General features: G+C 66.4%; 22 protein-coding genes. 13 read left to right on the forward strand and 9 right to left on the reverse strand.

Annotated features, from left to right (window positions below; translation table 11 throughout):
* Nucleotides 1–21: 21 nt before the first annotated feature.
* From MJ122_RS12720 to MJ122_RS12730, 3 genes are all read right to left on the reverse strand, one after another.
* Entirely contained in the window at nucleotides 22–1,299 is a 1,278-nt protein-coding gene (locus tag MJ122_RS12720) for an MFS transporter (protein ID WP_239744419.1), read from the reverse strand.
* 114 nt (nucleotides 1,300–1,413) lie between these two features.
* A complete protein-coding gene (locus tag MJ122_RS12725) occupies nucleotides 1,414–2,568 on the reverse strand; it encodes an acyl-CoA dehydrogenase family protein (protein WP_088421717.1) in 1,155 nt (384 codons plus the stop codon).
* A 59-nt stretch (nucleotides 2,569–2,627) separates the two neighbouring features.
* Nucleotides 2,628–3,494: an IclR family transcriptional regulator gene (locus MJ122_RS12730; protein ID WP_017518408.1), complete on the reverse strand. Its 867-nt coding sequence runs from the start codon at nucleotides 3,492–3,494 to the stop codon at nucleotides 2,628–2,630.
* Between the two features lie 243 nt (nucleotides 3,495–3,737).
* Here MJ122_RS12730 and MJ122_RS12735 point away from each other — a divergent pair, with 243 nt between their 5' ends.
* The 6 genes from MJ122_RS12735 to MJ122_RS12760 all read left to right on the forward strand — a co-directional run bounded on the left by MJ122_RS12735 (nucleotide 3,738) and on the right by MJ122_RS12760 (nucleotide 10,680).
* Nucleotides 3,738–4,514 carry an enoyl-CoA hydratase gene (locus tag MJ122_RS12735; RefSeq protein ID WP_239744420.1) on the forward strand — a complete coding sequence of 259 codons (777 nt, stop codon included), beginning with the start codon at nucleotides 3,738–3,740 and terminating at the stop codon, nucleotides 4,512–4,514.
* Nucleotides 4,511–6,061, forward strand: a complete 1,551-nt coding sequence (locus MJ122_RS12740; RefSeq protein WP_239744421.1) for a 3-hydroxyacyl-CoA dehydrogenase — start codon at nucleotides 4,511–4,513, stop codon at nucleotides 6,059–6,061. The genes MJ122_RS12735 and MJ122_RS12740 overlap by 4 nt, the downstream gene beginning before the upstream one ends.
* Before the next feature lie 32 nt (nucleotides 6,062–6,093).
* The gene (locus MJ122_RS12745; protein ID WP_239744422.1) at nucleotides 6,094–7,296 is read left to right on the forward strand and encodes a 3-oxoadipyl-CoA thiolase; all 1,203 of its coding nucleotides are present in this window, start codon (nucleotides 6,094–6,096) and stop codon (nucleotides 7,294–7,296) included.
* A 22-nt stretch (nucleotides 7,297–7,318) separates the two neighbouring features.
* On the forward strand, nucleotides 7,319–8,557 hold the full coding sequence (locus tag MJ122_RS12750; protein WP_239744423.1) for a CaiB/BaiF CoA-transferase family protein: 1,239 nt from the start codon (nucleotides 7,319–7,321) through the stop codon (nucleotides 8,555–8,557).
* Between the two features lie 182 nt (nucleotides 8,558–8,739).
* Nucleotides 8,740–9,990, forward strand: a complete 1,251-nt coding sequence (locus MJ122_RS12755) for an OprD family porin (RefSeq protein WP_239744424.1) — start codon at nucleotides 8,740–8,742, stop codon at nucleotides 9,988–9,990.
* A 285-nt stretch (nucleotides 9,991–10,275) separates the two neighbouring features.
* Complete coding sequence (locus MJ122_RS12760; protein ID WP_088421723.1) at nucleotides 10,276–10,680, forward strand: hypothetical protein; 405 nt, start codon at nucleotides 10,276–10,278, stop codon at nucleotides 10,678–10,680.
* 187 nt (nucleotides 10,681–10,867) lie between these two features.
* Here the strand turns inward: MJ122_RS12760 and MJ122_RS12765 are convergent, their stop codons facing one another.
* Together MJ122_RS12765 and MJ122_RS12770 are read right to left on the reverse strand one after the other, a co-directional pair.
* Entirely contained in the window at nucleotides 10,868–11,092 is a 225-nt protein-coding gene (locus tag MJ122_RS12765; protein WP_239744425.1) for a DUF2798 domain-containing protein, read from the reverse strand.
* Entirely contained in the window at nucleotides 11,089–11,679 is a 591-nt protein-coding gene (locus MJ122_RS12770; RefSeq protein ID WP_239744426.1) for a flavodoxin family protein, read from the reverse strand. Before MJ122_RS12770 ends, MJ122_RS12765 begins: the two co-directional genes overlap by 4 nt.
* A gap of 110 nt (nucleotides 11,680–11,789) precedes the next feature.
* Here MJ122_RS12770 and MJ122_RS12775 point away from each other — a divergent pair, with 110 nt between their 5' ends.
* On the forward strand, nucleotides 11,790–12,227 hold the full coding sequence (locus MJ122_RS12775) for a helix-turn-helix domain-containing protein (RefSeq protein WP_239744427.1): 438 nt from the start codon (nucleotides 11,790–11,792) through the stop codon (nucleotides 12,225–12,227).
* A gap of 299 nt (nucleotides 12,228–12,526) precedes the next feature.
* Here the strand turns inward: MJ122_RS12775 and MJ122_RS12780 are convergent, their stop codons facing one another.
* Nucleotides 12,527–13,399, reverse strand: coding sequence for a LysR substrate-binding domain-containing protein (locus MJ122_RS12780; RefSeq protein WP_239744428.1), 873 nt, complete (start codon nucleotides 13,397–13,399; stop codon nucleotides 12,527–12,529).
* Between the two features lie 133 nt (nucleotides 13,400–13,532).
* On the opposite strand from MJ122_RS12780, the gene MJ122_RS12785 reads away from it, so the two are divergent.
* Genes MJ122_RS12785 through MJ122_RS12800 form a run of 4 tightly spaced genes read left to right on the forward strand, consistent with a single transcriptional unit; the run spans nucleotide 13,533 to nucleotide 17,704 of the window.
* The gene (locus tag MJ122_RS12785) at nucleotides 13,533–14,588 is read left to right on the forward strand and encodes an agmatine deiminase family protein (RefSeq protein ID WP_239744429.1); all 1,056 of its coding nucleotides are present in this window, start codon (nucleotides 13,533–13,535) and stop codon (nucleotides 14,586–14,588) included.
* Complete coding sequence (gene aguB / locus MJ122_RS12790) at nucleotides 14,588–15,490, forward strand: N-carbamoylputrescine amidase (RefSeq protein WP_239744430.1); 903 nt, start codon at nucleotides 14,588–14,590, stop codon at nucleotides 15,488–15,490. Before MJ122_RS12785 ends, aguB begins: the two co-directional genes overlap by 1 nt.
* 2 nt (nucleotides 15,491–15,492) lie before the next feature.
* Nucleotides 15,493–16,590, forward strand: a complete 1,098-nt coding sequence (locus MJ122_RS12795) for an extracellular solute-binding protein (protein ID WP_239744431.1) — start codon at nucleotides 15,493–15,495, stop codon at nucleotides 16,588–16,590.
* 43 nt (nucleotides 16,591–16,633) lie between these two features.
* Nucleotides 16,634–17,704, forward strand: a complete 1,071-nt coding sequence (locus MJ122_RS12800) for an agmatine deiminase family protein (protein WP_239744459.1) — start codon at nucleotides 16,634–16,636, stop codon at nucleotides 17,702–17,704.
* Nucleotides 17,705–17,920: 216 nt separating this feature from the next.
* Here the strand turns inward: MJ122_RS12800 and MJ122_RS12805 are convergent, their stop codons facing one another.
* The 3 genes from MJ122_RS12805 to MJ122_RS12815 form a co-directional block, all read right to left on the reverse strand.
* Nucleotides 17,921–18,682, reverse strand: a complete 762-nt coding sequence (locus MJ122_RS12805; RefSeq protein WP_239744460.1) for an NAD-dependent deacylase — start codon at nucleotides 18,680–18,682, stop codon at nucleotides 17,921–17,923.
* Nucleotides 18,682–20,205, reverse strand: coding sequence for a sensor domain-containing diguanylate cyclase (locus MJ122_RS12810; protein ID WP_088421811.1), 1,524 nt, complete (start codon nucleotides 20,203–20,205; stop codon nucleotides 18,682–18,684). Before MJ122_RS12810 ends, MJ122_RS12805 begins: the two co-directional genes overlap by 1 nt.
* Nucleotides 20,206–20,294: 89 nt before the next feature.
* A complete protein-coding gene (locus MJ122_RS12815) occupies nucleotides 20,295–21,488 on the reverse strand; it encodes a GGDEF domain-containing protein (RefSeq protein ID WP_088421812.1) in 1,194 nt (397 codons plus the stop codon).
* A gap of 214 nt (nucleotides 21,489–21,702) precedes the next feature.
* On the opposite strand from MJ122_RS12815, the gene MJ122_RS12820 reads away from it, so the two are divergent.
* Both MJ122_RS12820 and MJ122_RS12825 read left to right on the forward strand, forming a co-directional pair.
* Nucleotides 21,703–22,323 (forward strand): FMN-binding negative transcriptional regulator, encoded by a 621-nt coding sequence (locus tag MJ122_RS12820; protein WP_239744432.1) that lies wholly within the window; start codon nucleotides 21,703–21,705, stop codon nucleotides 22,321–22,323.
* Nucleotides 22,324–22,435: 112 nt separating this feature from the next.
* Entirely contained in the window at nucleotides 22,436–23,614 is a 1,179-nt protein-coding gene (locus MJ122_RS12825; protein WP_239744433.1) for a heparan-alpha-glucosaminide N-acetyltransferase domain-containing protein, read from the forward strand.
* Nucleotides 23,615–23,629 lie beyond the last annotated feature (15 nt).

The following is a 23,629-nucleotide window of genomic DNA, read 5'->3' on the forward strand; positions in this document are numbered from 1 at the left end:
GGCGCTGGAGCGGCCTTCAGGTCACTCCTGCTGCGGGTCGAACTGCTTGTCGCGGATCAGCAGGGCGGGGATCACGCCGCAGATGAAGTACGCCGCACCCATCACCAGGAAGCCCACGCCGATGGACATCTGGGTGGCGAGGAAGCCGATCACCGCCGGGGCGATGGCCGCGCCGATGCGCCCGATGTTGTAGGCGCCGCCCACTGCCGTGCCGCGGAAGGCGGCGGCGAAGCTCTCGGTCATGTAGGTCGCGTTCACGCCGTACGGGATGCCGTAGAGGAAGCCGAACACCACCAGCATCCAGAGAATGTTCTCCGGGCTGTGGAACAGCACGATCACCGGCAGGAACACCGCGGTACCGAGGGCGCCGAAGGAGAACACTGTGCGGCGGCCGAACCAGTCGGCGGCGACACCCGCCAGGATCTTGCCGAGGATCATCGCCGCGTAGGTGCCGACCAGGTAGGCGGTCATCGCCTTGAAGTTCATGCCCATCTCGGTTTCCAGGTACGACGGCATCCAGTTGTTCACGCCGTAGTAGCCGAACTGCAGGAAGCCGGCGGTCAGCGCCCAGAACAGGAACATGCGGCTGGCCCGCGGGTCGCTGAAGATCTGCCGGAAGGCGTTCTGCCGGGGCGCGGCGGGCTGGCTCGACGGGCCGGCGGCCTTGCGCTGCTGGCGTTCGGCCTGCGCCTGGACCCAGGCGGCGGGCTCGGGGATCAGCTTGCGCATGGCCACCGCCAGCACCACCGGGATGATGGCGATATAGAACAGGTAGCGCCAACCGTGGTCCGGCAGGATCCAGCCGGCCAGCAGGGTAGCGACGATGTAGCCCACCGACCAGCCGGCTTGCAGGGTGCCCAGCACGGTGGTGCGGTACTTGGTCGGCACGTATTCGGCCATCAGCGTGTTGCAGGCCACGTAAAGGGCGCCCAGGCCGAGGGAGGCAACGAAGCGTGCGGCGGCGAACTGCCAGTAGTTGTGGGTCAGGCCGAGCACGGCGGTGCCGACGGAGAACAGTACGATGGTCCAGACCACGGTCCTGACCCGGCCGAAGCGATCGCAGGCCCAGCCGCCGTAGATGCCGCCGAAGGCCATGCCGGCCAGGGTGACGCTGCCCAGGCTGCCGGCCTGGAGGTTGCTCAGGCCGAACTCGGCCTTGAGGCTGGTGAGGCTGTAGGAGAGCAGCATGAGGTCCGCGCCGTCGATCAGCAGACCAAGGAAGCAGAAGGCGAAGACCAGTATCCAGGTCCTGCTCTGTGTGGCGGTTGTCGCCGCCGTGGCGGAAGCAGTGTTTTCCATGAACGAATTACCTGTTGTAGTTGTTGGCGGGCCGGTAGACCGGTCCTCGGTAAGCGTGCGTACGAATCCTGCTGGCGGGCGTGGGGGAGTGGCCCCGCGCCCGCCCCGTGGGGGTCAGGACTGGGCTTCGCGAATCATGTTGCGCGCGATGATCACCTGCTGGATCTGCGTGGTGCCCTCGTAGAGCCGGAACAGGCGGACGTCGCGGTAGAAGCGCTCGATGGCGTACTCGCTGACGTAGCCGGCGCCGCCGTGGATCTGCACGCAGCGGTCGGCGACGCGGCCGCACATCTCAGTGGCGAACATCTTCGCGCAGGAGGCTTCGGTGCTGACGTTGCGGCCCTCGTCGCGCTTGCGCGCGGCGTCCAGCACCATGCAGCGGGCGGCGTAGATCTCGGCCTTGCTGTCGGCGAGCATCGCCTGGATCAGCTGGAATTCGGCAATCGGCTGGCCGAACTGCTTGCGCTCCAGGGCGTACTGCAGCGCGTCGGCGAGCATGCGCTCGGCGGCGCCGACGCTCAGCGCGGCGATGTGCAGGCGGCCCTTGTCGAGCACTTTCATGGCGGTCTTGAAGCCTACGCCCTCGAGGCCGCCGATCAGTTGGCTGGCGGGGATGCGCACGTTGTCGAAGATCACGTCGCTGGTGTGCGCGCCTTTCTGGCCCATCTTGTGGTCCGGCTTGCCCAGGGAAATACCCGGCGTGCCGCGCTCGACGATGAATGCACTGATGCCGCCCGAGCCCTTGATCGCCGGGTTGGTGCGCGCCATCACGGTGTAGATGCCGGCATGCGGGGCGTTGGTGATGAAGCGCTTGGTGCCGTTGAGCACGTAGAAGTCGCCGTCACGCACGGCGGTGGTCTTCAGCGAGGCGGCGTCGGAGCCCGAGTCCGGCTCGGTCAGGCAGAAGGCACTGAGCAGTTCGCCGCTGGCGAGCTTGGGCAGGTAGTGGGCTTTCTGCTCCGGCGTGCCGTCGATGAGGATGCCGATGGAGCCGATGCCGTTGTTGGTACCGATGTAGGAGCGGAAGGCGGGGGAGGTGCGGCCCAGTTCGAAGGTGATGTTCACCTCTTCTTCCATGGTCACGCCCAGGCCGCCGAATTCCTCGGGGATGGTCAGGCCGAACAGGCCCATCTCGCGCATCTGCTCGATGATGTCCTGGGGGATGGCATCGGTCTCGGCGACCTCGTTCTCCCGCGGGATCAGCACTTCGCCGACGAACTGGTGGATGGAGTCCAGAAGTATCTGCAGCGTTTCTGGGTCTCGGATCATGTGCACTCCTCACAAGGCCCGCGAGCGGGCCAGTCTGGCGAGGCACCGTCACCCGAGATTCAGCGAGCGGCGGCACCTATGTTGTTGACCATGTTGATCAGGCGGGGCCCGATGTCGTCCTCGAGCTTCTCGCGGGTCAGCTGGAAGCTCGGGCCGCCGCAGTTGAAGGCCAGCAGCCCGTACTGCGGGTGTACCAAGGGCACGGCGACGGAGTTGACGTCGCGGTGCCATTCGCCGATCGACAGGCAATAGCCGTAATCGGTGAAGTCCCTGAAGGCACGGTCCAGACCCTTGCGGATGGCCGGCCAGTTTTCCGGTTCGCGTTCGCGAATGTGGTCGAGCAGGAATTCCCGCTCGTTCTCCGGCATCGCCGCGAGGCACGCGCGGCCCACCGAGCTCGCCGCCAGCGGCAGGTAACTGCCGATCTGCCGGCGCATCGTCATGTTTCCCTGCCCCTGCACGACGTCCAGGTAGACCATCTGCAGGCGGTCGCGGGCAGCCATGGCTACCGCCGCCTGGGCGTGGTTGGCCAGTTCTTCCATCAGCGGGTGGGCCACCGCGCGGATCGACAGATTCGACAGCATCGCGTAGCCGAAGCCCAGCACGCCGACGTCCAGCTGGTACTTGCCCGAGTGCACCTCGCGCTTGAGGCAACCCAGGCGCATCAGGGTATTGGTCAGGCGTGTCACGGTCGGCTTGGGCAGGTCGGTCTTGCGGGCCAGGTCCTGGTTGCTCAGCACGTTTTCCCGTGGCGTGAAGCAACGCAGGATCTCCAGGCCACGGGCCAGGGCCGTGACGAACTGGCCGCTGTTTTCCTCTTCGCTCAGTGCCGTGGCCGGGTCGTACAGACCCCGTTCCAGCAGGCCGATCTCACCTTCGTTTTTTGTCGGCGCAGCCGAATCCATCTCCGTCTTGTTGCGGCGCATGGTAGAACCCCTATTCACGGAAAATCAATAAAATAAAATACAGTTTCGTCAGGCGAAATTGTAATGGGTCTGAGAGGTTTCGTACAGAAGCCACCTGAAAAATATTGAAGACCCCGTAAACAAAGGCTTTTAGAGGCGGGTCAGAACAACACCGTTTACAGGCTGGATAACGTGTCACTATGATGAAATCAAAATACGGAATGTAGTTTCGTCAGACGAAACAAGTGTGAGGGTGAAGTTCCAATGAATACCAACGTGGTTCATCTCGATATCCGGGCCGATGGCGTGGCGGTTGTCCGCATCGACCGCCCGGAAGCCAAGAATGCCCTGAACGCTGCCGTGCGCCAGCAACTGGCCGAACATTTCCGCGCGCTCAGTGACAACCCGGCGGTGCGGGCGGTGGTGCTCACCGGCGGCGAGGCCTGTTTCGTCGCCGGGGCGGATATCCGCGAGTTCGCCCAGGCCAGCCCCATCGAGATGTACCGCCGGCACACCGAACTGCTGTGGGAAGCCATTTCCCGCTGTCCGAAACCGGTGATCGCCGCGGTCAACGGCTTCGCCCTGGGCGGCGGCTGCGAGCTGGCGATGCACTGCGACATCATCGTCGCTGGTGAATCGGCGCGCTTCGGCCAGCCGGAAGTGAAGCTCGGCCTGATGCCCGGCGCCGGCGGTACCCAGCGGCTGATCCGTGCGGTAGGCAAGTTCCAGGCAATGCGCATCGCCCTGACCGGCTGCCTGATCAAGGCGCCCGAAGCCCTGGCCATCGGCATGCTCAGCGAAGTGGTGGAAGACGCCCATACGCTGCCCCGTGCGCTGGAACTGGCCGCCGAGATCGCTGCGCTGCCGCCGCTGGCCGTGGCGCAGATCAAGGAAGTGATGCTCGCCGGCGCCGACCTGCCGCTGGACAGCGCCCTGACCCTGGAGCGCAAGGCCTTCCAGCTGCTGTTCGATTCGAAGGACCAGAAGGAGGGCGCCGCCGCCTTCCTGGAAAAACGCCAAGCCAGCTTCCTGGGAGAATGAACATGACCCTTTCGTTTGGCAGCGAGCGCATCCAGCGCATCGCCATCGTCGGCACCGGTGTCATGGGCAGCGGCATCGCCCAGATCGCCGCCCAGGCCGGCATCCAGGTGAAACTCTTCGACGCCCGAGAGGGCGCCGCACAAGCCGCCCGCGCCCACCTCGGGCAAACCCTCGCCAAGCTGGCGGAGAAGGGCAAGATCACTGCCGCAGAGGCCGATGCGACCCTGGGCCGCCTGTTGGTCGCCGGGGCCCTGAGCGAGCTGGCGGATTCCGACCTGGTGGTCGAGGCGATCATCGAGCGGCTGGACGCCAAGCAGGCGCTGCTGGTCGAGCTGGAGGCGGTGGTCAGCGCCGACTGCATTCTTGCCACCAATACCTCGTCGCTGTCGGTCACCAGCATCGCCCGTGGCTGCCAGCGCCCGCAGCGGGTGGCGGGTTTCCACTTCTTCAACCCGGTGCCGCTGATGAAGGTGGTCGAGGTCATCGACGGCCTGGCCGGCGATCCGCAGGTCGGCGATTGCCTGATAGCGCTGGCCACGCGCATGGGCCATCGCGGCATCCGCGCCAAGGACACCCCCGGCTTCATCATCAACCACGCCGGCCGTGCCTACAGCACCGAAGCCCTGCAGATGCTCAAGGAAGGTATCGCCGAGCCGGCCGACATCGACCGCATCCTGCGCGAGGGCCTGGGCTTCCGCATGGGCCCACTGGAGCTGTTCGACCTTACCGCGCTGGACGTTTCGCACCCGGTGATCGAATCCATCTACAACCAGTTCTACCAGGAGCCGCGCTATCGCCCGGCGGCGCTGACCCGGCAAATGCTCGAGGCCGGCTTCGTCGGGCGCAAGGCCGGCCGTGGTTTCTATCGCTACGCCGACGGCAAGATGATCGACCCGCCCGCGCCCCAGCCGGTGCCGAGCGTGACGGCGTTGCCGCCGGTGTGGATCGGCGCGGAGAACGACCCGGATCGCCAACGCCTCGGCGAATTGCTGAAGACTCTGGGCGCGAACCTGGAGCAGGGCGCCGAGCCGAGCAGCGAGGCGCTGTGCCTGCTCGCTCCCTATGGCGTGGATGCGACCACTGCCTGCCAGCACTTCGGCACCGACCCGGCGCGCACCCTGTGCATCGACCTGTTGCTGGACCTGCAACGCCACCGCTGCCTGATGCAGAACCCGGCGACTTCCTCGGCAATGCGCGATGCTGCCCATGCGCTGCTGGCGGCTGACGGCGTCGGCGTCACGGTCATCAACGACAGCGTCGGCTTCGTTGCCCAGCGCGTCCTGGCGCTGATCGTCAACCTGGCCGGCGACATCGTCCAGCAGCGCATCGCCAGCGTCGACGACCTCGACGAAGGCGTTCGCCGTGGACTGGGCTACCCGCAGGGCCCGCTGGCCTGGGGCGACAGCGTCGGCCCGGCGCGCCTGCTGCGCATTCTCGAACGCATGACCGGCCTGACCGGCGATGCCCGCTACCGCCCCGGCCCCTGGCTGCGCCGCCGCGCCGCGCTGGGGTTGTCGCTGCGCCACGCCGAGCCCGCGCTGGGCTGAGGCCCGGCGTCACCGTTTTCAAGGAGACTTCCATGCTCAACGCCTATATCTACGCCGGCCTGCGCACCCCCTTCGGCCGTCACGCCGGTGCCTTGGCGCCGGTGCGCCCGGACGACCTGGTCGCCCAGGTGATCCGCGAACTGCTGGCCCGCACCCAGGTGCCGGGCGATGCCATCGAGGACGTGATCCTCGGCAACACCAACCAGGCCGGTGAAGACAGCCGCAATATCGCCCGCCATGCCGCGCTGCTCGCCGGCCTGCCAGTCACCGTGCCCGGGCAGACGGTCAACCGCCTGTGCGCCAGCGGTCTGGCCGCCGTCATCGACGCGGCGCGTGCCGTGACCTGCGGCGAAGGCGAGCTGTTCGTCGCCGGTGGGGTGGAGAGCATGTCCCGCGCGCCCTTCGTCATGGCCAAGGCCGAGGCCGCGTACAGCCGTGACCTGACCGTGTTCGACAGCACCATCGGCGCGCGTTTCCCCAACCCGAAGATCGTCGCCGGGTTCGGCAACGACAGCATGCCGGAGACCGGCGACAACGTGGCCCGCGAATTCGGCATCAGCCGCGAGCAGGCCGACCGTTTCGCCGCCCGTTCGCAGGCCAACTACGAGGCCGCGCGCCAGGCCGGCTTCTTCGCCGAGGAAATTCTCCCGGTCAGCGTGCCCACCGGGCGCAAGACGCCGCCGAATGTCGTGGAGCAGGACGAACATCCGCGTCCGTCTTCCGACTATGCCGCGCTGGCCCGCCTGAAGCCGTTGTTCGATGGCGGCGTGGTCACTGCCGGCAATGCATCCGGCGTCAACGATGGCGCCGCCGCGCTGCTGATCGGCTCGGCCGCTGCGGGCGAGCGCCATGGCCTCAAGCCACTGGCGCGGATTCTCTCGGCAGCGGCGGTTGGCGTCGAGCCGCGCATCATGGGCGTCGGCCCGGTGGAGGCGATCAACAAGGCGCTTGCGCGTGCCGAACTGACCCTGGCCGACATGGACATCATCGAGATCAACGAGGCTTTCGCTTCCCAGGTGCTCGGCTGCCTGCACGGCCTGGGCGTGGACTTCGACGATGCGCGGGTCAACCCCAATGGCGGCGCCATCGCCGTCGGCCACCCGCTGGGCGCTTCCGGCGCGCGGTTGGCGCTGAGTGTGGCGCGACAACTGCAGCGCAGCGGTCAACGCTATGCGGTGATCAGCCTGTGCATCGGCGTGGGCCAAGGGCTCGCCATGGTTATCGAGCGCGCCTGAGCGCGTCAGTGAGGATGTGAAGATGGGTGCTTTGAGCGGATACCGCGTACTCGACCTCAGCCGCGTGCTGGCCGGGCCCTGGTGCGGCCAGGTGCTGGCCGACCTGGGCGCGGAGGTGATCAAGATCGAACGGCCCGGCGTGGGTGACGACACCCGCGGCTGGGGCCCGCCCTACATGAAAGCCGCCGATGGCTCGGACAGCTCCGAGGCGGCGTACTACCAGTCCACCAACCGCAACAAGCTGTCGGTGGCGCTGAATCTGGCCACCGAAGAAGGGCAGGCGCTGGTACGTGCGCTGGCCTGCGAGTGCGACGTGCTGATCGAGAACTACAAGGCCGGTTCGCTGGCCAAGTACGGGCTGGACTACGACAGCCTGTCGAAGGTCAATCCGCGCCTGGTCTACTGCTCCATCACCGGCTTCGGCCAGACTGGCCCGCGCGCCGAGGAACCCGGCTACGACTTCATCATCCAGGGCATGGGCGGATTGATGAGCATCACCGGCGAGAAGGACGGCGTGCCCGGCGCCGGCCCGCAGAAAGTCGGGGTCGCCGTATCCGACGTGATGACCGGCCTCTACTCGGTGGTCGCCATCCAGGCCGCGCTGCTGGCACGGGAGAAGACCGGCCGCGGCCAGCACTGCGACATGGCGCTGCTCGACGTGCAGGTCGCCATGCTCGGCAACCAGAGCCAGAACTACCTTGCCACCGGCCGCTCGCCGGGCCGCCAGGGCAATGCCCACGTCAACATCGTGCCGTACCAGGTGTTCAGCGCGCAGGACATGGACTTCATCATCGCCTGCGGTAACGACAGCCAGTTCGTCTCGCTGTGCGACGCCATCGGCCTGCCGGAGTTGCCGAAGGACCCGCGCTTCACCCGCAACGCCGACCGCGTGCGCAACCGCGATGTGATCGTCGGCAAGCTGGCCGAGCACTTCCAGGGTGACACCGCCGACAACTGGGTGAAGCGCATCCACGCCATGAAGGTGCCGGTGGGCGTGATCAACGACATCGGCCGCGCGCTGGACGAGCCGCAGGTGGTCGCGCGCGACATGCTGGTGGCGATTCCCCATGCGCAGAACCCGGCATTCCGCATGGTCGGCAGTCCGTTGAAACTGTCGGAGACCCCGGTGGAGTACCAGCGCCCGGCGCCCATGCTCGGCGAGCACACCGACGAGGTGCTCAAGCGCCGTCTGGGGATCGATGACGCACGCCTGGCGCAGTTGAAGGCCGAGGGTGTGATCGAGCAACTGGGTCAGGTCTGATGCCGTTCGCGAAAGAGCAGGGCGCCACTCACAGGAAAACCGAATGAACGTGCTGGTCGCCGACCTGTTCGAAGCCGCACCCGAGCTGGAAAAGGTCGTCTGAGCCCGCGCATTCCCGTGCCGGGCCAGCCGACATCGGCCCGGCGTTTTGCCAACACCTCATGTAGATAGAAACAAGAACAATGAATACTCGTCGACTCCCTGTGCTGGTCTCCGGACTGGCGCTGCTGCCCCCGTTCGCCCTCGCCGATTTCCTCGCCGACAGCAAGGCCAGCATCGAAACGCGCAACTTCTACTTCAATCGCGACTACCGCCAGGGCGGCGCCGCTCAGTCGAAAGCCGAGGAATGGGCGCAGGGCTTCCTGCTGCGCTACGAATCGGGCTACACGGACGGCACCGTTGGCGTCGGCGTCGATGCCCTCGGCCTGCTGGGGCTGAAGCTCGACTCCAGCCCGGACCGCTCCGGCTCCGGCCTGCTGCCGTACTCGGCCAGCGACAAGCGCGCCGCCGATGACTACAGCGACCTCGGCCTGACCGCCAAGCTGCGCGTGTCCAAGAGCACCCTGAAGGTCGGCACGCTGCTGCCCAAGCTGCCGGTGGTGCAGTACAACGACACCCGCCTGCTGCCGCAGACCTTCCAGGGCGCGCTGGTGGAGTCGAAGGAGCTCGACGACCTCGACCTGCAGCTCGGCCAGCTGCGCGAAGTGAAGCAGCGCGACTCCTCGAACAACGAGGATCTGTCGATGACCCGCGGCAACAAGCGCAACATCGTCGCCGGCAGCCACCTCACCGGCGACCGCTTCAACCTTGCCGGCGGCACCTATCGCTGGAACAGCCAGCTGAGCACCAGCTACCACTATGCCAACCTCGAAGACCTCTACCGCCAGCACTACGTGAGCCTGGTGCACACGTTGCCGATCGCCGAGGGCCAGTCGCTGAAGTCCGACATCCGCTGGGCGCGCTCCACCGACGATGGCGGCAGCAACGTCGACAACCACGCGCTCAACGCCATGTTCACCTACAAGCTGGGCAACCAGGCGTTCGGCCTCGGCCTGCAGCGCATGTCCGGCGACACCGGCTTCGCCTACCTGTCCGGCACCGACCCGTACCTGGTCAACTACGTGCAGATCGGCGATTTCGCCAACAAGGACGAGCGCTCCTGGCAGCTGCGCTACGACTTCAACTTCGCCACCTACGGGCTGCCCGGGCTGAGCCTGATGACGCGCTACCTGCGCGGCGACCACATCGACCTGCTGAACGGGCAGGGCAACGGCAAGGAGTGGGAGCGCGATACCGACATCGGCTACGTGGTGCAGAGCGGAGCGCTGAAGAACGTCGGCTTCAAGCTGCGCAACAGCACCTTCCGCAGCAGCTTCGGCAACGACATGGACGAAACCCGCTTCATCGTCAGCTATACCCTGCCGATCTGGTAGGGGTGGCGGGCCCCGGGTCCTGGCGATCGGGAGGCTTCGCTCCACGAGTATCCGGGCGCTGCGCACGCAGGCCCGGAGCACACTGCGGGGATACGCCAGGACGAACGGTGTGAACGCCCGTGCTTGAGCGAATGAGGGGATATTTCCTACGTGCGGGTTGTCTCACTGGACGAGGAAAAGTCTGGCCAGGGCCCGTCCCCTCGGCTTATAAAACCCCTTCGCCGCTGCAGACCCGCAGGGATGGCGGCCCCACGAGATCAAGGAACGATGATGCGACGAGCCACGATGATTCTGCTCGCTGCCGCCCTGTTGCAGGGCTGCGCGCACCGTAATACCGGCAACCAGTGCGAAGACAACTTCAGCACCTCGGGTGGTTTCATTGCCGGCAAGACCTACAACTCCAGCGTCGTATTCGAGCACCTGGCCCCCGAAAAGGCCTTCCACAACGCGCAGAAGACGCTGCTGAAGGAAGGCTTCTCCATCGATACCGCAGACGACGAGCGCGGCATAATCTACGCCCACCAGGGCGTCATCCTGAGCAACCGCACGGCGCCCATGAGCATCGTCGTGGAGGAGGCCGGGAAGGGCAGCAAGGTCAGCTACATCTTCACCACCGCGGGTGGCATGTACACGACCGACGGCGCGGTGCGCGAGGGCTTCTGCCGTCTGGCGGACGGAATGCGCGAGTAGCTCGGCCCGGGCCGCCATGGCGTAGGCACCTGGGTCGAAGAGATCTCTTTGCAGGATGGGTGGAGCGCAGCGGTGCCCATGTTGCCGGCGCTCGGAGTCGACGGGTATCGCTGCGCTCCACGCCATCCTACGTACGAGTTACCTGGGATTCCTTTTTGGTGGACGCCATCGCGGACGCAGTCCGCTCCTACGCTCGGGTCAGCCTCTCCACGAGGCGGCGTGTCAGCGGGGCGATGGTCAGCACCAGCGGGAAGGCGATGCTCCAGCTGGTGAGCCAGGCGCCCAGCCAGAGCCGGGCGAAGGCCGGGGCCAGGCCGACGGCGCGCCAGGTGGAGAGGCCGGAGACCAGCAGGGTCATCACGCAGGACAGGATCAGCGCGAACAGCAGCGGGGCGTAGCGGCGGGCGATCATGCGTGGGCCTCCTGCGCGGGCTCGAGCTGTGGCTGCTGAAGGCGGCTGAGGGTTTCGGCGAAATGCTGGCCGAACAGTCTCGCGGTCTTCAGGTCGCCGGGGCAGAAGTCCGGGGCGGTCTTGTCGGCCTGGGCCATCAGCCCGGACCAGGAGCCGAGGCGGTTGGCGGCTTCGTGCTCAGGCACTCCCTGATGCTGTTCGGGAAGGATCGGGTTGCCGGCCCAGAGCATCCCGTGCTGCATGCAGAAGGTGAACAGCGAGATCAGCGTCGACTGCTTGTCGCCGGCCGGCAGCGCCGAGACAGTGAAGCCGGCGGCAAGGCGCCCGCGCAGCTGCTGTTGGCGCCAGAGCGGCCCGGTGGCGTCCATCAATGCTTTCAGCGGTGCCGAGACGCCGCCCAGGTAAGTCGGCGAGCCGAGGATCAGGCCGTGGTAGGCGAGCAGCGCTTGTGGCTGCCCGATCAGCTCCTGCGCCGTGAGCAGTTGCACTTCGCAGCCGGGCACCCGGCGAGCGCCGCTGGCGATGGTCTGGGCGATGCGCTCGGTACGGCCGTTGGCGCTGTGGTAGACGATGGCGATGGTTTTCATGGCTTCTCCGTAGGTGGCACGCAAAGGGGGAAGGCCGTGTGTGGATTGACCTCGACGGCCTTTGGCGTGAACCTACAAGTTCAAGCGAACTTGAAGTCAAGAGGTGTTCCATGGATATCGCTGACGTGGCCAGGCGCTCCGGCGTGCCGGCATCGACCCTGCGTTTCTACGAGGAGAAGGGGCTGATCGTCTCGCTCGCCAGGCCCGGCGCGCGCCGCCAGTTCGCGCCGCAGATTCTCGACCAGTTGGCGTTGATCAGCCTCGGACAATCGGCGGGGTTCAGCCTGGAAGAAATCCGCTCGATGTTCGCCGGCGATGGCGGGACCAACATCGACCGGCAGATGCTCGCGGCGAAGGCGGACGAGCTGGATGCCACCATCAAGCGCCTGCGCGCGATGAGCCGGGGGCTGCGCCATGCGGCGGCGTGCCCGGCGCCCAGTCACGCTGAATGCCCGACCTTCCAGCGGCTGGTGAAGGCGGCGGGGGAGAGTGCGCTGGAGGGGAAGAAGGTACGGGGGCGGTTGAGGAAGGGGAAAGGTGCTGTCTGAGAGGTTTGAGTGGGGATTTCCCTCTCCCCAGCCCTCTCCCTGAAGGGAGAGGGGACTGTCCTGAATGAGCTGCAGCAGCTGTGTTCTGCCGGCTGACTTCGATATCGCCTTGTGCTCAGTGCTAGCTCCCTCTCCCTTCAGGGAGAGGGCCTACCGGCGGGCACCAGAACCCGAAGGTGCGGAAGGTTCCCAACGCCGGCCCTGGCGGCGCTTCGCGGGCATGGTCCGCTCCTGCAATTTCGTAGGGCGAATCACCCGGAACGGGTTATCCGCCGGCTTGGCGGATAACGCCATAGGCGTTATGCGCCCTGCAGCGAGACACCCAGCGCGGCGGATAGCCACTCGCAGAAGCCCATCGCCTGCGCATTGCGTTCGCTCTGCTGGTGCACCAGCAGGGACCAGTTCGGCCCGCGCACGGTCTGCTCGCTGAGTGGCGTGAGCACGCCCTTGCTACGGGCATCGCCGGCCAGCAACTGACTCACCAGCGCGATACCCAGCCCCTGGCTGGCAGCGTCGAGCAGCAGTCCTGGATCGGAGAAGTTCAGTCCCTCGCTGCGTTGGCCCACGTCCGCACCACCCTGCACCTGCCAGTGCGCCCAGTCCATTTCCCGTTCGCCGTGCAGCGTGGTGCGCGCAGGCTCCGGCTGTGTCAGCAGGGAAGGGTGGCAAGCCGGATAGAGACGATCCTCCAGCAGCACGCGGAAGCGGCACTCGGCCTGGGCCGTGAGATCGTCGCGCACCGCGATGTCGATGGTCTGGCTGGCCATCTCCGGAGTTTCGTCGGTGGTCAGCAGCCAGAGGTCGATCTGCGGGTGGCGTGCGTGGAAGTCGGCCAGGCGCGATACCAGCCAGTGCCGCGCGAAAGCCGGGGTGGTGTTGACCACCAGCTGGTTGGGCTTGCGGTACTGGTCCAGGCGGCGGATGCCCACGGCCAGTTGCTGCAGCATCGATTGTGTGGTGCTGAGCAGGTCGGCACCGGCGTCGGTCAGCGCGACCCTGCGCCCGGAACGATAGAACAGCGGCTGCTCGACGAAGCTTTCCAGGCTGCGGATCTGCTGGCTGATGGCCGACTGGGTGAGGTGCAACTCCTCGGCGGCCTTGTGGAAGCTGCCCAGGCGCGCGGCGGCTTCGAAGCCGCGCAGGGCATTCAGGGGTGGCCAGTGTTTGAGCATGATCGATAAGTTCGTCTAATCAGATTTGCGCAAAATCTATCGTTTGTTGTGACGTTTTCACAGGCCTAGCATTGTCACCAGGCGCCGCTTAACCCTTTCCCTCCGATAAAAATTCCTTACCGAAGGTTCGAATATGCATCGCAATGACGATAGGCAGAACGGCTGGCGCATGCCCGCCGAATGGGTCAACCACGCGGCGACCTGGATGGCTTTCCCGCACAACCGTCCGCTCTGGGAGGGTGGCTGGCGCGTCACCCTGGAGCAGGTGCAGGAAGACTTCGCCCGTGTCGCCAATGCCATTGCCCGCTTCGAGCCGGTGAAGCTGGTGGTGGACCCGTCCGCCGCCGCCCGCGCCGCCGAGCTCTGCGGGCCGAATGTCGAGCTGGTGCCGCTGCCCATCGACGACAGCTGGTGCCGCGACTCCGGGCCGACCTTCGTCTGCCATCCGCAGCAGGGCGTGGCCGGCGTGAGCTGGCGCTTCAACGCCTGGGGCGGCAAGTCCGGGCACACCCTGGACGAAGGCCTGGGCCGGCGCATCCTGAATAACCTCGGGCTCGACTGCTTCGGTACGCCGCTGTCCAACGAGGGCGGGGCGATCCATGTGGACGGCGAGGGCACGCTGATCACCACCGAATCGGTGCTGCTCAACCCCAACCGCAACCCCGGCGTGAGCAAGCGCGAGATGGAGGAAATCTTCGCCCGCCTGCTGGGCGTAACCAAGACCATCTGGCTGCCGGGCGACCCGCAGTACGTCACCGGTGACATGACCGACGGCCACGTCGATGGCGTTTGCGCCTTCGCCCGTCCTGGCGTGCTGCTGGTGGATGCGACCCACGATAGCTCCAGCGTCTACGCCCAGGTCGCCAAGGAAAACCGTCGCGCGCTGGAATTGGCCACCGATGCCCAGGGTCGCTCCTTCGAACTGATCGAACTGTTCGAAGCCAGCGCGGCGGTGGACCCGGAGGCGGAAGTGTTCTGCGCCTCCTACACCAACTTCTACCTGGCGAACGGTGCGGTGATCATGCCGGCCTACGGCATCGCGGCCGACGACGAAGCCGCTGCGGTGCTGGCCCGGGCGTTCCCTGGCCGCGAGGTGGTGCCGGTGCGCATCAATAACCTGGCGCACGGCGGAGGCGGCGTGCATTGCATCACCCAGCAGCAGCCGGCCTGGCCGCTCGGAGGCCTGTGATGAGCAAGCTGAACGTCGCTGTCCTGCAGTTTTCCTGCAGCTGGGACCTGCCGCGCAACCTCGCCGAAGCCGAGCGCCACGTGCGTGCGGCGGCGGCTGCAGGGGCGAAGCTGATCCTGCTGCCCGAACTGTTCGCCACGCCGTACTTCTGCATCGAGCAGGACCATTCCCACCTCGCCCTGGCCCAGCCGTATGACGACAGCCCGCTGCTGCAGCGCTTCGCCAGCCTGGCGGCAGAGCTGAACGTGGTGCTGCCGATCAGCTGGTTCGAACGCGCCGGCAACGCCTACTTCAACTCGCTGACCGTCGCTGATGCCGACGGCAGCCTGCTCGGGGTATACCGCAAGACGCACATCCCCAACGCCATCGGCTACCAGGAGAAGGAGTACTTCAGCCCCGGCGATACCGGCTTCCGCGTCTGGGACACCGCCGTCGGCCGCCTCGGCGTGGGCATCTGCTGGGACCAGTGGTTCCCCGAGACTGCCCGCTGCCTGGCATTGCAAGGGGCGGAGATGCTGCTGTTCCCCACCGCGATTGGCTCCGAGCCGGGCGCCGAGCAGCTGGACTCCCGCGACCACTGGCAGACCGCCCAGCGCGGCCACGCTGCCGCCAACCTGCTGCCGGTGCTGGCCGCCAACCGCATCGGCGAGGAAGTAGCGCCCAGTGATGACAGGCTGCGCATGCGCTTCTACGGCTCATCCTTCATCACCGACCACAAGGGCGCGCTGCTGGGCGAAGCCGGGCGCAACGAGACCGCCGTGTTGGTCCGCGAGCTGGACCTCGACCTGGCCCGCGAGGAGCGCCTGACCTGGGGCGTCTACCGCGACCGCCGGCCGGAAATGTACGGCCCGTTGCTCGGTCTCGATGGCCGCCACCTGCATCCGCGCTGGCAAGGAGTCTGACCATGAACAAGCACCTGATGATGGGCGCGCTGGGGTTGTCCCTGGCGTGCTGCCTGCAACCGGCTATGGCCGAAGAGAAGGTCCTGCGCCTGTTCAACTGGGCGGATTACTTCGCCCCCGACACCCTGGCCAACTTCACGAAAGAGACCGGCATCCGCGTCATCTACGACGTGATGGACAGCAGCGAGACGCTGGAGGCCAAGATGATGGCCGGGCACAGCGGCTATGACCTGATCTTCCCCGGCGACACCGTCGCCGAGCGCCTGATGCGCGCCGGCGCGTTGCAGAAGCTCGACGACAGCAAGCTGGAGCACCTGGGCGATATCGAATCGGGCCTGCGCGACCTGCAGACCAGGTATCGGTACTCGCGGCATGCCGTGGTGCCCTACACCTGGGGCAGCATCGGCCTGACCTACAACCAGGCAAAGATCGAGCAGCGCATGCCCGGCGCGCCGGTGAACAGTCTTGACCTGATGTTCAAGCCGGAGATGGCCAGGCACTTCGCCGACTGCGGCATCTCGATGATCGACTCGCCGGACGAAGTGCTCGCCGTGGTGCTCAACTACCTCGGCCGCGACCCACGCAGCGGCAAGCCGCAGGATCTGGCAGACGCGCTGGCGGTGCTCAACGGCATCCGCCCGTATATCCGCAAGTTCCAGTCGCAGCCCGTCACTCAACTGGTCAATGGCGACCTGTGCCTGTCGCTGGGCTACAGCGGTGACGTGATCCAGTCGCAACGCGCTGCCGACGAGGCGAAGAAGCCTGAGCGCTTCGAGTACCGCGTGCCGCGCGAAGGCACTTCGGTCTGGATGGACACCATGGCCATTCCCGCGGACGCGCCGCACCCGGAGTATGCCTACGCACTGATCAACTACCTGATGCGTCCGGAGGTGATGGCGGCGATCAGCAACGCCACCGGCTACCCGACGTCCAACGCCAAGGCGCGGCCGATGGTCGAGGCGAGCATGCGCGACAACCCGGACATCTATCTTGATGAGAAGGCCTACGCGCGACTGTTCCCCGGCAAGGACATCCCGCAACGCGACATGCGTTCGCGGATGCGCACCTGGACCAGCTTCAAGACCGGCACCGGCGGCTGAGGAGGCGAGGATGATGACACGCAGGAACCTGCTCGGCGCCGGCATGACGTTGGCGACGGGCCTCGGGCTCGGCCTGGGCCGCGTCGCCCTGGCGGCGAAGCCCTGGTACATGCCCGACGAGCACCGCAAGCAGGAGCGGGTGTTCGTTGCCTATGCGGCGAGCCCTGACGTCTGGGAAGACATCGCCCCGGACGTCAACGCCACGGTGGCGCGGCTGGCCCGCGCCATCGCCGAGTTCCAGCCGGTGACGGTGCTCTGCCGGCCGGAACAACAGGCCGAAGCCAGGCGCGCGTGCGCCGGCCAGAACGTCGACTTCCTGCCGGTGCCGGTGGACGACATCTGGGTGCGCGACTACGGCGGCTGCTTCCTGGTCAACGACGCGCCGGGCGGCCTGGCGCTGGCCGACTTCAACTTCAACGGCTGGGGCGGCAAGCAGCACGCCGAGCGCGACCGCAAAGTGTCGGCGGCGCTGGCCGAGGACGTGGAGGCACAAGCCATCGTCAGCGAGCTGTGCGGGGAGGGCGGCGGTATCGAGGTAGACGGCCACGGCACGGCGATCTTCACCGAGAGCTGCTGGCTCAACGACAACCGCAATCCGGGCTGGACGCGCCCGCGTATCGAGGCCGAGCTCAAGCACATGCTGGGGCTGCGCAAGGTGATCTGGCTGCCGGGCATCCGCGGCAAGGACATCACCGATGCGCACGTGGATTTCTATGCGCGCTTCGTCGAGCCGGGTGTGGTGGTGGTCAACCTGGACAACGACAAGCGCTCCTACGACTACGAGGTCACTCGCCGGCACCTGGAGATTCTGAAGAGCGCCACCGACGCCGATGGGCGCAAGCTGGAACTGCACAGTCTGCCGCCGCCGAGAAACCCCAAGGTGAACGCCTACAACCGCGACAACCCGGACTTCGCCGCCGGTTACATCAACTACCTGCCGGTGAACGGCGGGGTGATCGCGCCGAAGTTCGGCGATGCGGCGGCCGATGAGCATTGTCACGCCTTGCTCAGCGAGCTGTACCCGGACCGGGAGATCGTGCAGCTGAACATCGACCCGATCGCTGCCGGCGGTGGCGGCATTCACTGTGTGACCTTGCAGATGCCGGCGGTGTAGATCGGTTACTCCGGCGTGCCTTTGTGGGAGCGAGCCAGCTCGCGAACAGAACCTCCGGCGGCATGGATGCGGGGCGGGTTCGCGAGCAAGCTCGCTCCTACAGTGGGGTCTGCTTCGCAGGATGGCGTGGAGCGAAGCGATACTCATCATTTCCAGCTCGAACAGCATGGGTATCGCTGCGCTCCACCCATCCTATGATCGAGAGTTGTGGCGAGATCAGTGCTCGGCGAAAGCCTCGTTCAGCAATGCGGGCAGGGCGATGCCGGCTGCGCTGGCGAGGGCAAAGTCGCGTTCGCCGTGCAGCGGGCCGGGGGCGGGATTGATGTGGAGGACGGTCGCGCGAAGGCGCCAGGCGATCTCGGGAATTTCCGCTGCCGGGTAGACCACGCCGGATGTGCCGATGGAGATCAGCAGGTCGCACTGTTCGGCGGCCTGGAAGGCGTGGGTGAGGGCATCCATCGGCAGGCTTTCGCCGAACCATACCACGCCGGGGCGCAGCGGGCCGCCGCAATGGGCGCAGGCCGGCGGTTGCACGCGGCGGCCGGTCGCGGGTTCGTCCGGTACCGGTAAGGGCGCTTCCGGCTCGCGCTGGCAGTGGAAGCAGCGCGGGCGTTCCAGCTGGCCATGCAGGTGAGTGACGTCCTGGCTGCCGGCGCGCTCGTGGAGGTCGTCGACGTTCTGGGTGACCAGCGTGAGCCTGGGCACCTTGCTCGCCAGAGCGGCGATGGCCAGGTGTGCGGGGTTGGGCTGTGCGCGCCGGACGACGCTGCGTCGCCATTCATACCAGCCCCAGACCAGCGCCGGGTCGGCGCGAAAGGCTTCGGCAGTCGCCAGGGAGGCGGCGTCGAAGCGCTCCCATAATCCTGTAAGGCGGTCGCGGAAGGTGGGAATGCCGCTCTCGGCGGAAACGCCGGCGCCGGTGAACACGACGACGCGACGCGCTTCGCGCAGGGCATCGAGCAGCGCGGAGTCGAAGATCATTGCGGGGCTTCCTGCGGCGTTGGCGCGCTTTCCAGCCGATTGCGCCCGGCAGCCTTGGCGCGGTACAGCGCGCGGTCCGCGACTTCGATGAGAGCCTGCGGGCTGCTGTCGCTGCCGCCGGGCAGGGTAGCAATGCCGATGCTTGCGGTGATGCGGCCCAGCGGGCTGCCGGCGTGGGTGAGGTTGGCCTGCTCCAGGCGCTGCATGAACTGCTGGGCCACTGCCAGGGCGCCGTCCGCACCGGTGTTGGGCAGGATCACCGCGAGTTCCTCGCCGCCGTAGCGTGCGGCGAGGTCGGCAGGACGGCGCACGCTGTCGGCGAGGATGCGCCCGATACGCCGCAGGCAGTCATCGCCGGCGGGGTGGCCGTAGGTGTCGTTGAAGCGCTTGAAGTGGTCGACGTCGATCAGCAGCAACCCCAGCGGGGTATGGTCGCGGTGGGCGCGGCGCAGTTCGGCGATCAGGTGGTCGTCGAAGCTGCGGCGGTTCTCAAGGCCCGTGAGCGGGTCGCGCGAGGCGAGTACTTCCAGCTGGCGGTTGGCCTTGAGCAGGTCTTCGCGGGCATCGCGCAGCAGGCGCTCGGTGCCGATGCGGCGCTGGATGGCGAGGATCAGCAGGCTGCCGATGACCACGATGACCATCAGCAGGCAGAAGGCGATGGCGACCGTGCGCCGTGCATCGGTGCGCCATGCGGCCAGGGCCTCGTCCTTGCCCAGGGCGACCGAGGTCACCAGGGGGTAGCGCTCGTTCTTGCGGAAGGCATAGATGCGTTCGGTACCATCCAGCGAGGAGGCGAAGGTCGCGCTGCCGACCGTGGCGTTTTCCAGGTACCGGGTGAAGATCGGGGAGCGCGAGAGTACGCGGCCCATGTCGCTCTCGCGGAAGGGGTAACGCACCAGTACCTGGCCATTGCTGATGGCCACGCCAATGGCGCCGGTCTTGCCGATGTCGATCTTGCCGAACAGGCGCAGGAAGTCCTGCACGCCCAGGGCGGCGACTATCACTCCGGCGAAGTTGCCCTGGGCGTCGTTGTAGCGCCGGCTGACGGTGATCACCCAGACGCCGGTGGCGCGGCTGTGGATCGGCTCGCCGATGTACGCCTCCAGCGACGGATTATCGCGGTGGTGGATGAAGTAGGCCCGGTCGGCGCTGTTGGACCCACGGGGGAAGGGGCCGTTGGAGGTCATCAGCCAGTTGCCCTGGGCGTCGTAGATGCCGACGCCGTTGAGCTGGGCAAGCAGGTGCTGCTGGCGCTGCACCAGCTCGTTCAACCGTTGCAGTTGCGGGGCGTCACGCCCTTCGTGCTCCAGGCGCTCGGCCAGGCCGAGCAGGAGCATGGAGCTCTGGGTGACGATGCCCTCGACATAGGTGTCCAGCGCCTGGGTGAGGTTGAGGTTGTGGGTGGTGGCTTCCGCCAGCGTGCGTTCGCGCGCCGACCACAGCTCCCAGGCGGTGGCGGCGGCCACGGCAAGGCTGATGATCGACAGCAGGAGAACGGCTAGGCGGATGTCGCGTTTCACTCTGGCCTCATGGGTTGGTCCCGGTGGCGTCGTCACCGGCAGGAAAGCAGGAAGACGTCGGCCGCGCATGGCGGGTTACGTGTCGTTCGTCAGACGCCGGGCATGCCGCTGAGTTGCACGCGGTTGCGGCCTTTCTGCTTGGCGACGTACAGGTGCTGGTCGCAGCGCGCGAGCAATTCGCGCGGTTCCCGCAGGCCAGGCTCGTCGGCCATCGCCGCGCCCAGGCTGATGGTCAGGTAGCGCAGGCTGTCGGGTCGGTAAAGATGCTCGATGCCCAGGCCTGCCACCTGCTCACGCAGTCGTTCGGCCACGCAACTCAAGTCGTCGGTGCTGGTCGCCTCCAGCAGGATGGCGAATTCCTCACCGCCATAACGATAGACGTTGGCCCTGCCGCCACGAAGGGTGCCGACCAGGCTCTCGGCGACCTGGCACAGGCAGCGGTCACCCGCCTGGTGGCCATAGTGGTCGTTGTACGGCTTGAAGTAGTCGATGTCGGCCATCAGCAGGGCGAAAGGCCGGCCATGGGCGCGCATGCCGTGCCAGCTCTCGTTGAGCTGCAGGTCCAGCGAGCGGCGATTGCCCACGCCGGTGAGGCCGTCGGTGGCGGCCAGCTCCTGCAGGCGCAGGTTGAGCGCGGCAAGTTCAGCCCGCTGGCGGCGCTCTTCCAGGTCGGCGAGGAAGGCCTGGCGCACGCCCTTGATGTTGGTCCAGCTGATGAACAGGCTGAACAGCGCGATGGGCAGGTAGACCAGGATGAAGATCAGCAGTGGCTTGGCGGCGCCATCGTGGATCAGCCAGACGTTGTAGAGAATGATCGCGGTGATGATCGCCGAGACCAGCGCGATGCCCCTGAACGAGTAACGCACGCCCAGGTTGCCCAGCAGTACGAACACCACCGAGGCGTAGAGGAAGAAGGGCACGTCGGGCGAGGCGCTGCGCTTGAGCAACTCGAACCAGGCGATGGTCGAGATGATGTCGTGCACCGGCATCAACAGGTCCATCACCAGCACGCTGCGGCTGAAACGGAACACCAGGAAGATGTTGAGCAGCCCGATCAGGCTCAGCCCGGCGCGCAGCAGGAGCGATTCCCTGGCCATGTCCGGGATCAGCAGTGCGTCGGCCAATACGTAGGAATCGTAGGCCGCCATGGCGATGAAGTTGATCGCCAGCAGGAAGCGCCGGTAATGCTGGATCACGTACGCCTTGTAGGCATCCTGCAGGCGCGGTGGAATTTTCCCCTGGTACTGCTGCCGAGGGGCGGCGGGGAACTCGGGTGCGGTCATCGAGAGTGGGAGCCTGTGTCTGCCGTCCAGGGCGAATGCTGGCCAAGGGCTAGAGTAGGGTGCGGCATCATCGCCGTCCAGCGAGTCGATGCATGGGCTGTACCAAAACGTCGGTGACTGCGGATTGGCTCTGTCGCAATGGTCTCTAATGGATCTTTATAGGGTGCCAATGTGGCGGCATGATGTCCGTCATCACCTGCTGTCGAGGCTTTTCATGTACGTACCTGCGCATTTCGAGGAAACCCGCCCGGACGAGCTGCACCGGCTGATTCGTGAGCATCCACTGGGCATCCTGGTCACCGGCCACGATGGCCTGCTGGATGCCAACCACCTGCCGTTCGAGCTGGAGCTATCGGGCGAGAAGCCCCTGTTGCGCGCCCACGTCGCCCGCAACAACCCGGTCTGGCAGGAGGCCGATGGCGAAGAGGTGCTGGTGATCTTCCGTGGCGAGCACGCCTACGTCTCGCCCAACTGGTACCCGAGCAAGCATGAGGCGCACCGCCAGGTGCCCACCTGGAACTACCAGGTGGTGCACGTGCGCGGTCGCCTGAAGGTGATGGACGAGGAGCGCTTCGTGCGGGGCGTGGTCGGCCGCCTGACCCGCACCCACGAGGCCAGCGAGGGGAAACCCTGGAAGATGAGTGATTCCACCCCGGAATTCATCGGCGGCATGCTGGCAAATATCGTCGGCATCGAGGTGGAAATCGGCGGGATCATCGGCAAGTCCAAGCTCAGCCAGAACAAGGAAGAACGTGACCGCCTGGGCGCCGCCGAGCGGCTCGAGCAACTCGGCAGCGGTGAACTCGCCGGGGCGATGAAGCGCGCCCTGGAGTGAGGTCGCGGGCGGCAAGGGCCGTCGCAGACATGTCCGGATGTTTCGAAGGGTTGGCGACTGGGGTGTTTGGAATGTAATAATATTACAATTCAACCGCAGTCGATCCCCCTCCATGACCGTCGCCATCGCGCCTCCCGCAGCTGTTATCACGAAAGCCACCACCCGACTCCACTCCATCGATGCCCTGCGCGGGCTGGTGATTCTCTTCATGCTGCTGGACCACGTCCGCGAGACGTTCTATCTGCACCTGCAGGTGAGCGACCCGATGGACGTGACCCAGACCGACCCGGTGCTGTTCCTCAGCCGCACCCTGGCGCACCTGTGCGCGCCGGTGTTCGTGTTCCTCACCGGGCTTTCCGCCTTCCTCTATGGCGAGAAGCACCAGGGGCGTGCGGCGGTCTCGGCGTTCCTGTTCAAGCGCGGCCTGTTCCTGGTGCTGCTGGAGATCACCCTGGTGAACTTTGCCTGGACCTTCCAGTTCCCACCCAAGGTCATCTACCTGCAGGTGATCTGGGCTATCGGCCTGAGCATGCTGGCGCTCTCCGCGCTGGTCTGGCTGCCGCGTGCCGCGCTGGTGGCGCTTGGCCTGGCGCTGGTGGCGGGACACAACCTGCTGGACGGGCTGCACTTTGCACCGGCGCACTGGGCCCATGTGCCCTGGGCGGTGCTGCATGATCGCGGCTGGATCGAGGTGGGCGATATGCTGCGCCTGCGCACGTCCTACCCGTTGCTGCCCTGGATCGGCGTGATTGCCCTGGGTTACGCCGCCGGTCCCTGGTTCGGCAGCGCCGCCGATGCGATGCAGCGTACCCGCAGGCTCCTGCTGAGCGCCGTTGTTGCGCTGGGCAGTTTCCTGATGTTGCGCCTGAACAACGGCTACGGTGAGAAGCCCTGGGGCGACGGCGATACCGACCTGCAACTGCTGATGAGCTTCTTCAACATCACCAAGTACCCGCCGTCGCTGCTGTTCCTTGCCCTGACCCTGGGTGTCGGCCTGCTCCTGCTGGTGTTCTTCGAGCGCCGCGCGCAGGGTGCCCTGGCCCGCTGGTTGGCGGTGTTCGGCGCAGCGCCGATGTTCTTCTACCTGCTGCACCTCTACGTGCTGAAGCTGCTCTACCTGGCCGCCGTGGCGATCCGGGGCCTGAACCAGGGTCAGTACTTCGGCTTCGACTCGGTGTGGACGGTCTGGGTCTGCGCGCTGTTGTTGATCGTCGCGCTGTACCCGCCGGTGCACTGGTTTGCCCGGCTCAAGGCCCGCCGCCGTGATATCGCCTGGCTCAAGTACCTGTGAGGCTGTGCGGTTCCG

The sequence above is a fragment of the Pseudomonas sp. DP-17 genome, assembly GCF_022380625.1.
Lineage (GTDB): Bacteria > Pseudomonadota > Gammaproteobacteria > Pseudomonadales > Pseudomonadaceae > Pseudomonas > Pseudomonas nitroreducens_A.